The sequence below is a fragment of the Phenylobacterium sp. genome, from assembly GCF_035276905.1.
Classification (GTDB): Bacteria; Pseudomonadota; Alphaproteobacteria; order Caulobacterales; family Caulobacteraceae; genus Phenylobacterium.
In genome coordinates this window covers 1-7,386 of sequence record NZ_DATELG010000394.1, presented here as the reverse complement: position 1 = coordinate 7,386, position 7,386 = coordinate 1, and the positions used below count along the sequence as shown (strand labels likewise).

Sequence of the window (7,386 nt, the reverse complement as noted above, 5' to 3'; positions counted from 1 at the left end):
GGGCGAAGCCGCCGCGCCTGGCCGCCGCGCCTCGCGGTCGGCCATCCAGCGCTCGTACTGAGCCTTGGCCTGCGCCACCTGGCGGTCGGCGGTCGAGCCCTGGATCAGGGTGATCAGCATGGCCGCGGTGCAGACGCCCATCCACAGCGCCGCCGCGGCCGCCCCGCCAGCGGCCAGCATCTGCGTCCGCCGGGTGAGCACGAAGGCGCGCATCTCGCCGCCCTGCCGTACGTAAAGATGCCGCTCGGGGAACAGCGCCACGACGCGTGCGCGCAAACGCTCCAGCTGCTCCACCCGCCGTCCCCCAGCCTCACCCGCAGGCCGGCGATGTTGACCAAATTTTAACCCATCGCAAGCGGCCGTGAGTCGCAGGGTCAGTTCGGCGGGTTGTTCTTCTCCAGGAAGGCGACGGTGGGCCCGCGCGCGCTTCAGGCCTCGCGCACAGCCTCCAGCACCTGCTGGGCGTGGCCGGCGACCTTCACCTTGCGCCAGATGCGGCGCACGACCCCGTCCTTGATCAGGAAGGTCGAGCGGTCGATGCCCATGTACCGGCGCCCATAGAGGGTTTTTTCCACCCAGGAGCCGTAGCGTTCCACGACGGCGCCCTCCAGGTCCGAGCCCAGGACGACGCCCAGATCGTACTTGGCGGTGAACTTCTGGTGCTTGGCGACCGTGTCCTTGGAGACGCCGACCACCGCCGCGCCGGCCCTGGCGAAGTCCGCGGCGAGCGCGGTGAAGTCCTGCGCCTCGCGCGTGCAGCCGGTGGTGTCGTCCTTCGGATAGAAGTAGAGCACCAGGGTCTTGCCGGCGTAGTCGGCCAGCTTGACCGGTCCGCCGGCCGCCTGCAGCTCGAAGTCCGGGGCCTTGTCGCCTTCCGCCGGTCCGCTCATGTCAGCATCTCCTGTTGCGAGCGGCTTAGCGCGGCCGCGCCTGCGGCTTCAAGTGCAGCTCGTGCTGGAACAGGTCGTCGCGGTCCAGGCGGTCGTAGACGCGAGTCGCGCGGGCGAGATCGGGGTAGACCAAGGTCGTCATTTCCGACGAGCGGCGACCGTCGCGGAAAGCCGCCACAGCGCCCCGCACCATATCGCCTGCTTCGATCACTTTCACGGCCATCACGGTGTTCTGCGCCGCCAGCAAGACCAACGCCGCCGCGATCACGCCCTGGGCGAAGCTCCTGTTCTTGCGCCAGAGTTGGCCTGCGTAGGGCAGGGCGAGCATCAACCCGCCGACGTGCAGCGGGGTCAGCAGCACGGAGTAGCGTAGCGGCACGTTCAGCGGATCCGGTTGGCCCGACCGCCCGAGCCCGGCCATCGCTGCGGTTCCGAACGTGAACAGGATCAGGCCGCAGGCGATCCGCTCAGCATTGCTGGCTCGCGGGCCGCCGCGGAAGGCGACCGCAGCCAGGCCGACCGCAGCGATGGCGAGTCCGCCAAGCCAGGCCCAGCCGAGGCTCAGCCGCACCCAAGGCAACGCCAGATAGTTCAGCGACAGGTGCAGCGCGGTGAGCGGATGCTGGCGGGCGCTGTGCGTGCTGCTGGCCGTTTGCGCGCCCTGGCCGGAGGCGTAAAGGCCGATGAAGACGGCGCCGAGCAAGAGCACTGCCGAGAGCCAGGTCCAGTCGCGTCGTCTCAGTCCGCCAAACGCGAGCACCGGCCAGACAGCGAGAGCGGCGGCGTCGCCCAGCGCGGCGATGATCGCCGCAAGCAGGGCGGCGGCGCGACGCCAGCTCAACCCGTCCTCGACGCCGCCTTCCGCCAGCACAATGGCCGCCACCGCGCAGACCGTGCCGTGGGTGTAGTTCACGCAAATCGGCGTGGCGGCGTCGAGAACGATGCCCGCCATCAACGCGAGCATCGCTGCGACCGCCGCGGCGGGAGCGGCAAGCGGCGGCGGAGCGGCCCAGGCGGCCTCGCGGGCCAGCATCCAGGCCATTGCGGCGACACTGAAAGCCCCCGAAACAATCAGCGGAATATTGGTTCCGCCGAGATTGTCGATGTCCAAGGCGATCAGGCCGAACATCCAGGGCAGACGGTGGAGGTTGACCGGCGCGAGCAGATAGCCCGTCCAGTCGCCGTTGGCCTTGAGGTCGCGCCAGTGCTGGATCCAGTCGATCTCATCCGAATAGGGCGCAAGGACCGCTGCCCGCCACAGCACATAGGCCGAAAGCGCGAGGTAGAAGGCCAGCAGGCCCAGCGTCAGCCGTTCAAGCCATGCCGAGGCCGCGCGATCCTCGCCGCGTGCGCTCGCCGTCATTGTTCGCCCCGGGATGCCGCGTTCAGTCTACACGGGACGAACCAGGACGATCTTCTTCTTGCCCGCGGCGAGCTTGACCACGCCGTCGACGAGGTCGGCCGAGGTGACCAGCCGTTTGGCGTCGGTCTCGGCCTTGTCGTTGAGGCGCAGGCCGCCGCCCTCCGCCAGGCGCCGCGCGTCGCCCCGCGAGCTGGCGAGGCCGGCGTCGACGACCAGAGCCGCCAGCATAATCCCGGCCTCGAGCTCGGCCGCGGGCGCCTCGTGGGTCGGCAGGTCGGCCGAGAGGCGGCCCTCGACGAAGGCCGCCTGGGCCGCCTGGGCGGCGGTCTGGGCGGCCTCGGCGCCGTGCAGCATCCGGGTGGCCTCATTGGCCAGCACCTTCTTGGCCTGGTTGATCTCGGCGCCCTGCAGGGCTTCGAGGCGGGCGATCTCGTCGAGCGGCAGGTCGGTGAAGAGGCGCAGGAACTTGCCGACGTCGGCGTCCTCGGTGTTGCGCCAGAACTGCCAGTAGTCGTAGGGGCTCAACATGTCGGCGTTGAGCCAGACCGCGCCGGCCGCCGTCTTGCCCATCTTGGCGCCCGAGGCGGTGGTCAAGAGCGGGGTGGTCAGCGCGAACGCCGCCTTGTGCTCCAGTCGCCGCACCAGCTCGACGCCGTTGATGATGTTGCCCCACTGGTCCGAGCCGCCCATCTGCAGGCCCACGCCCAGCGCGCGATGCAGATGCAGGAAGTCGACCGCCTGCATCAGCATGTAGTTGAACTCGAGGAAGGTCAGCGGCTGCTCGCGCTCTAACCTGAGCTTGACCGAGTCGAACGTCAGCATGCGGTTGACGGTGAAGTGCGGCCCGTACTCGCGCAGGAACTCGACGTAGCCGAGCTTGGAGAGCCAGTCGTCGTTGTTGACCATCACCGCGTCGGTCGGGCCGTCGCCGAACGTCAGGAACCTCTCGAAGGCGCTGCGGATGCCGGCGATGTTGGCGTCGATGTCGGCGTCCGTCAGCATCTTGCGGCTCTCGTCCCTGCCGCTGGGATCGCCGACCTTGGTCGTCCCGCCGCCCATCAGCACCACCGGCTTGTGCCCGGCCTGCTGCAGGCGGCGCAGCATCATGATCTGGATCAGGTGGCCGACGTGCAGGCTGGAGGCGGTTGCGTCGAACCCGACGTAGGCGGTCATGCGCCCCGTGGTCGCCGCCTCGTCCAGCTCCACCGGATGGCTGATCTGGTGGATGTAGCCGCGCGCCCGCATGGTCTGGAGGAACTCGGACTTGAAGGGCGCGTCGGACATCTGGGAACTCTTCGGATTTCGGTGGCCGGCCTCTAGCACGGCCGGCGAGGCGTTTTCGAGGGACATGACATGGCTCCTGGCGATCGAGGAGGCCGGCGTCATGGTTTCAGGATTGGCGCCGGCCGGTGGGCGGGCGCGACGGCTCGGCGGCCCGCTAGGTGAGCGGGCGGTAATAGCGGCCGGTGAGGCCGATGATCTGGGCGGTCTTGCCGAACATGCGGCTAGCATGCCGGCCGCGACGCATGGCAGTCAATCGGGATGAAGATACTCCTGGGATGAAGATACTTGGCTTCATGACCGGCACCTCGCTCGACGCCGTCGACATGGCGGTGCTGGAGACCGACGGCGAGGCCATCCTGGCCTTCGGCCCGGCCGGCGAGCGCAAGCTGACCGACGAGACCCGCGACCTGATGCTGGCGGCGACGCGCGAGGCGCTGCAGTGGCCGAGGGGCGCCCCGGCGCCGGCGATCTTCGCCGAGGCCGCGCGCGCCGGCGCCGAGGAGCACTTCGCCGCCGCCGAGGAGTTCCTCGCCGCCCACGGACTGAAGTGGTCCGACCTCGACCTGATCGGCATGCACGGCCAGACGGTGCTGCACGAGCGGCCCAAGGCCGGTGCGGTCGGCCGCACGCTGCAGTTGGGCGATGCGGGCCTCCTGGCGCGTAAGGCCGGCGTGCCGGTGGCCTTCGACTTCCGCACCGCCGACATCGCCGCCGGCGGAGAGGGCGCGCCGCTGGCGCCGATCTACCACCTGGCGCGGGCGCGAGCCGCGGGGCTGGAGCCGCCGCTGGCGGTGCTGAACGTCGGCGGCGTCGCCAATGTCACCTTCATCGCCAAGAGCGGCGAGATCGCCGCCTTCGACACCGGGCCGGGCAACGGCATGATCGACCTCTTGGTCCAGGACCGCGGGGCGGGACGCTTCGACGCCGAGGGCCGGCTGGCGGCGGCCGGCCGGGTGCACGAGGACGTGCTCGCCGGCTTCCTCGCCCATCCCTACTTCCAGGCCCCGCCGCCGAAGTCGCTGGACCGCCACGACTTCCCGCTGGAGCCGCTGAAGGACCTTTCGCTCCTGGACGCCTGCGCCACTTTGGTGGCCTTCACCGCCGAGGCCGTGCGCCGGGCCTTCGCCGTGATGGGCGAGACGCCGGGCGAACTGATCGTCGCCGGCGGCGGGCGGCATAACCCCCAGATCATGCGCGCCCTGGCCCAGCGGCTGCCGTGCCGGATCAGCGACGCCGACGCCCATGGCTGGCGCGGCGACGCCATCGAGGCGGAGGCCTTCGCCTACCTCGCCGCCCGCACGGCCCGAGGGCTGCCGATCTCGTTCCCGAAGACCACCGGCGTCGCCCGGCCGTTGCCCGGAGGACGGATCGTCCGGCCGCGATGAGGCGCGAAGTCCAGCCTCAGAACCGCCGCTCGACTTCCACGACGAAACGGACCTGGCCGTTCGTCTCGTCGGCGGCGGCGCCGACGGGCCACAGGTAGGCGCCCTCGAACTCCAGCTCGCCCCCCTTCAGCCAGGCAGGCCGCACCTCCCATTGGGCGACGGGACCGAGATAGTGGCCCTGGCGCCCGCCGAAGCTGTGGTCGGTGCCGAGGTCTCCGAACGCCTGGCCGCCGAGGCGCACATTGCGCCCCATGTCCCACGTCGCCTGGCCGGCGTAGCCGAACTCGGTGGCGTCCTCGTCCTGCTTGTCGGTCAGCGCCCGGGCGGCGATCAGGTTCAGCAACCCCTCGAAGCCGCCGACGCGCTTGGCCAGCAGCAGCTTGCCTTCCAGCACGCCAGACTCGTTGTGGATCCGCTGCTCGTATTCCAGATAGCCGCCGACATCGACGCCGAGACCGGGGATCTGGCCGAGATAGGCCACGCCCTCGACCGACAGCGCGTCGAGCTTCTTGTCCTCGCCGGCGTGCTGCTCGAACTCGGCGAGCACCGCCAGGCTCACCCGGTCGCTCACGCCGTGCTCGACCTCCACCACCGCGGCCTGCTCGCCGTCCAGCGGGCCGCCGGTCAGGCGCCCTGCGCGCACCTCGACCTCGGTGACGCCCTTGCGGACATACGGACTGTAGACCTTGTTCGCCAGGCCCGGTTCCGCCGAGGCCGCAGCCGTCCAGCCCAGGGCGATCCCCATCGCCGCGGCGAGTTTCCAAATTCGCATATCAATCCCCGACCTACTGGCCGACGCCCAATAATCACTTGCGAGCGATTGTCAATTGCATCAAAGAGGGGGCCATACTGGAGGCCCAGATGCGCACGTTCCTGATCGCTGCGGCGATCCTGCTCTTACCCGCCGCGGCGACGTCCGCCGAACCGGCGGCTCGCACCATCACCCTGACCCTGAAGGATCACCGGTTCACGCCGGAGAAGGTCGAGGCTCCAGCCGGTCAGCGAATTCGCATCGAGCTGATCAACCTGGATTCCGCCACCGAAGAGTTCGACAGCCAGGACCTGGGCGTCGAGAAGGACGTCACGCCCAAGGGCAGGATCGACTTCATGGTCGGGCCGCTCAAGCCGGGCGTCTACAGCTTCATGGGCGAACTGCACGCCGACACCGCGAGCGGCGCCCTGACGGCGGTGGCGCAGCCGGATTGACCGTGTCGGCTGGCGCGTCGGCCGCAGCGCGCCACAGGGGCGCCATCGGGGTGCGCTTCCTGCCGGCCTAGCCATCAGGAGAGCCGCCCCATGCGCCTTAGCGTCCTTGCGAGCCTCGCCGCCGTCGCAGCCTCTGCGCCCGCTTTGCCTCATGGAGCGGCGGAGGGGCCGAAGCTGTCGCTTCCGATCGCCTGCACGCTCGGCCAGACCTGCGAGATCCAGCACTATGTCGACCGCGATCCGGGGCCGGGCGTGCTCGACTATCATTGCGGCCACCGCACCTACGAAAAGCACGGCGGCGTCGACATCCGCATCCTGGACATGGCCGCCCAGCGCCGCGGGGTGGACGTTCTGGCGGCTGCGCCCGGCACGGTCGCACGCCTGCGCGACGGCGTGCCGGACATCTCGGTGCGCACCCGCGGCCTGCAGGCGGTCTCGGGCCAGGAGTGCGGCAACGGCGTCGTCATCGACCACGGCGACGGCTGGGAGACCCAGTACTGCCACCTGGCGCAGGGCAGCCTTAAGGTGAAGGTCGGCGACGTGGTCAAGGCCGGGACCCCGATCGCCCGCGTCGGCCTTTCCGGCCAGACCGAGTTCCCGCACCTGCACATCAGCGTCCGCCACAACGGCCAGATGGTCGACCCCTTCGCCCCCGCCGTCCCGATGGGGAGCTGCGGCGCGCCGGCCGCCTCGATGTGGACGCCGCAGGCCGCCAGGGCGCTCGCCTACAAGGCCGGGGTGATCTTCAACTCAGGCTTCGCCGGCGCCGCGGTCACCAACGACGATGTCGAGAACGGCGGCGTCGCCTCGCCGACCAAGGATTCGCCGGTGGTCGTGGCCTACATGCGCGTCTCCGAGCCGCAGAAGGACGACGAGCTGGAGATCACCCTGAGCGGCCCGGACGGGAAGACGCTGGCGACCCAGCGTCTGCCGCCCCTGGACAAGGATAAGGCCCAGTATTTCGCCATGGTCGGCCGCAAGCGCCCGCCGACCGGCTGGCCCGGCGGCGTCTACGTCGCCCAGTTCAAGGTCTGGCGCGGCGGAAAGGTCGTCATGCAGAAGCGGCTGCAGACGAGGCTGTAGAAGCCTCGTACAGGGCGCCTAGGGTCAGGCTCTAGCTTTGTGCGAGCCGCCCTTGCTGCCCTTCGTGGAGGCCGTGACGCGCTTATCGGCGCTCGGTATGCCGCTGGCGGTGGCGGTCATCGTCTTGTAATTGCCGCTCGCCACCCCGCGCTTGGCCTGCGCGCGTAGCGCGGTG

8 protein-coding genes are annotated in these 7,386 nt (G+C 69.9%); 3 read left to right on the top strand and 5 right to left on the bottom strand.

Annotated elements, in window-relative coordinates; translation table 11 throughout:
* The 4 genes from VJS38_RS18935 to tyrS form a co-directional block, all read right to left on the bottom strand.
* On the bottom strand, window positions 1–276 hold a 276-nt coding region (locus VJS38_RS18935), incomplete at its 3' end, for a DUF5930 domain-containing protein (protein WP_324089704.1).
* A gap of 152 nt (window positions 277–428) precedes the next feature.
* Window positions 429–890 (bottom strand): peroxiredoxin, encoded by a 462-nt coding sequence (locus tag VJS38_RS18930; protein WP_324089703.1) that lies wholly within the window; start codon window positions 888–890, stop codon window positions 429–431.
* 25 nt (window positions 891–915) lie between these two features.
* Entirely contained in the window at window positions 916–2,253 is a 1,338-nt protein-coding gene (locus VJS38_RS18925) for a hypothetical protein (RefSeq protein WP_324089702.1), read from the bottom strand.
* A gap of 27 nt (window positions 2,254–2,280) precedes the next feature.
* On the bottom strand, window positions 2,281–3,603 hold the full coding sequence (tyrS, locus tag VJS38_RS18920) for a tyrosine--tRNA ligase (protein WP_324089701.1): 1,323 nt from the start codon (window positions 3,601–3,603) through the stop codon (window positions 2,281–2,283).
* Window positions 3,604–3,812: 209 nt separating this feature from the next.
* On the opposite strand from tyrS, the gene VJS38_RS18915 reads away from it, so the two are divergent.
* The gene (locus tag VJS38_RS18915; protein ID WP_324089700.1) at window positions 3,813–4,922 is read left to right on the top strand and encodes an anhydro-N-acetylmuramic acid kinase; all 1,110 of its coding nucleotides are present in this window, start codon (window positions 3,813–3,815) and stop codon (window positions 4,920–4,922) included.
* A gap of 16 nt (window positions 4,923–4,938) precedes the next feature.
* Here VJS38_RS18915 and VJS38_RS18910 read toward each other — a convergent pair whose 3' ends face one another.
* Window positions 4,939–5,694 carry a hypothetical protein gene (locus VJS38_RS18910; RefSeq protein WP_324089699.1) on the bottom strand — a complete coding sequence of 252 codons (756 nt, stop codon included), beginning with the start codon at window positions 5,692–5,694 and terminating at the stop codon, window positions 4,939–4,941.
* An 89-nt stretch (window positions 5,695–5,783) separates the two neighbouring features.
* Between VJS38_RS18910 and VJS38_RS18905 the strand changes: the two genes are divergently transcribed.
* Both VJS38_RS18905 and VJS38_RS18900 read left to right on the top strand, forming a co-directional pair.
* Complete coding sequence (locus VJS38_RS18905; RefSeq protein ID WP_324089698.1) at window positions 5,784–6,128, top strand: cupredoxin domain-containing protein; 345 nt, start codon at window positions 5,784–5,786, stop codon at window positions 6,126–6,128.
* A 90-nt stretch (window positions 6,129–6,218) separates the two neighbouring features.
* Window positions 6,219–7,211 carry a M23 family metallopeptidase gene (locus VJS38_RS18900; RefSeq protein WP_324089697.1) on the top strand — a complete coding sequence of 331 codons (993 nt, stop codon included), beginning with the start codon at window positions 6,219–6,221 and terminating at the stop codon, window positions 7,209–7,211.
* Window positions 7,212–7,386: the final 175 nt, after the last annotated feature.

Excerpts from the sequence above, each read along its gene's own strand:
- VJS38_RS18930 (WP_324089703.1), bottom strand. The coding sequence starts at position 890 with ATGAGCGGACCGGCGGAAGGCGACAAGGCCCCGGACTTCGAGCTGCAG.
- VJS38_RS18925 (WP_324089702.1), bottom strand. The coding sequence starts at position 2,253 with ATGACGGCGAGCGCACGCGGCGAGGATCGCGCGGCCTCGGCATGGCTT.
- tyrS (WP_324089701.1), bottom strand. The coding sequence starts at position 3,603 with ATGTCCCTCGAAAACGCCTCGCCGGCCGTGCTAGAGGCCGGCCACCGA.
- VJS38_RS18915 (WP_324089700.1), top strand. The coding sequence starts at position 3,813 with ATGAAGATACTTGGCTTCATGACCGGCACCTCGCTCGACGCCGTCGAC.
- VJS38_RS18910 (WP_324089699.1), bottom strand. The coding sequence starts at position 5,694 with ATGCGAATTTGGAAACTCGCCGCGGCGATGGGGATCGCCCTGGGCTGG.
- VJS38_RS18905 (WP_324089698.1), top strand. The coding sequence starts at position 5,784 with ATGCGCACGTTCCTGATCGCTGCGGCGATCCTGCTCTTACCCGCCGCG.
- VJS38_RS18900 (WP_324089697.1), top strand. The coding sequence starts at position 6,219 with ATGCGCCTTAGCGTCCTTGCGAGCCTCGCCGCCGTCGCAGCCTCTGCG.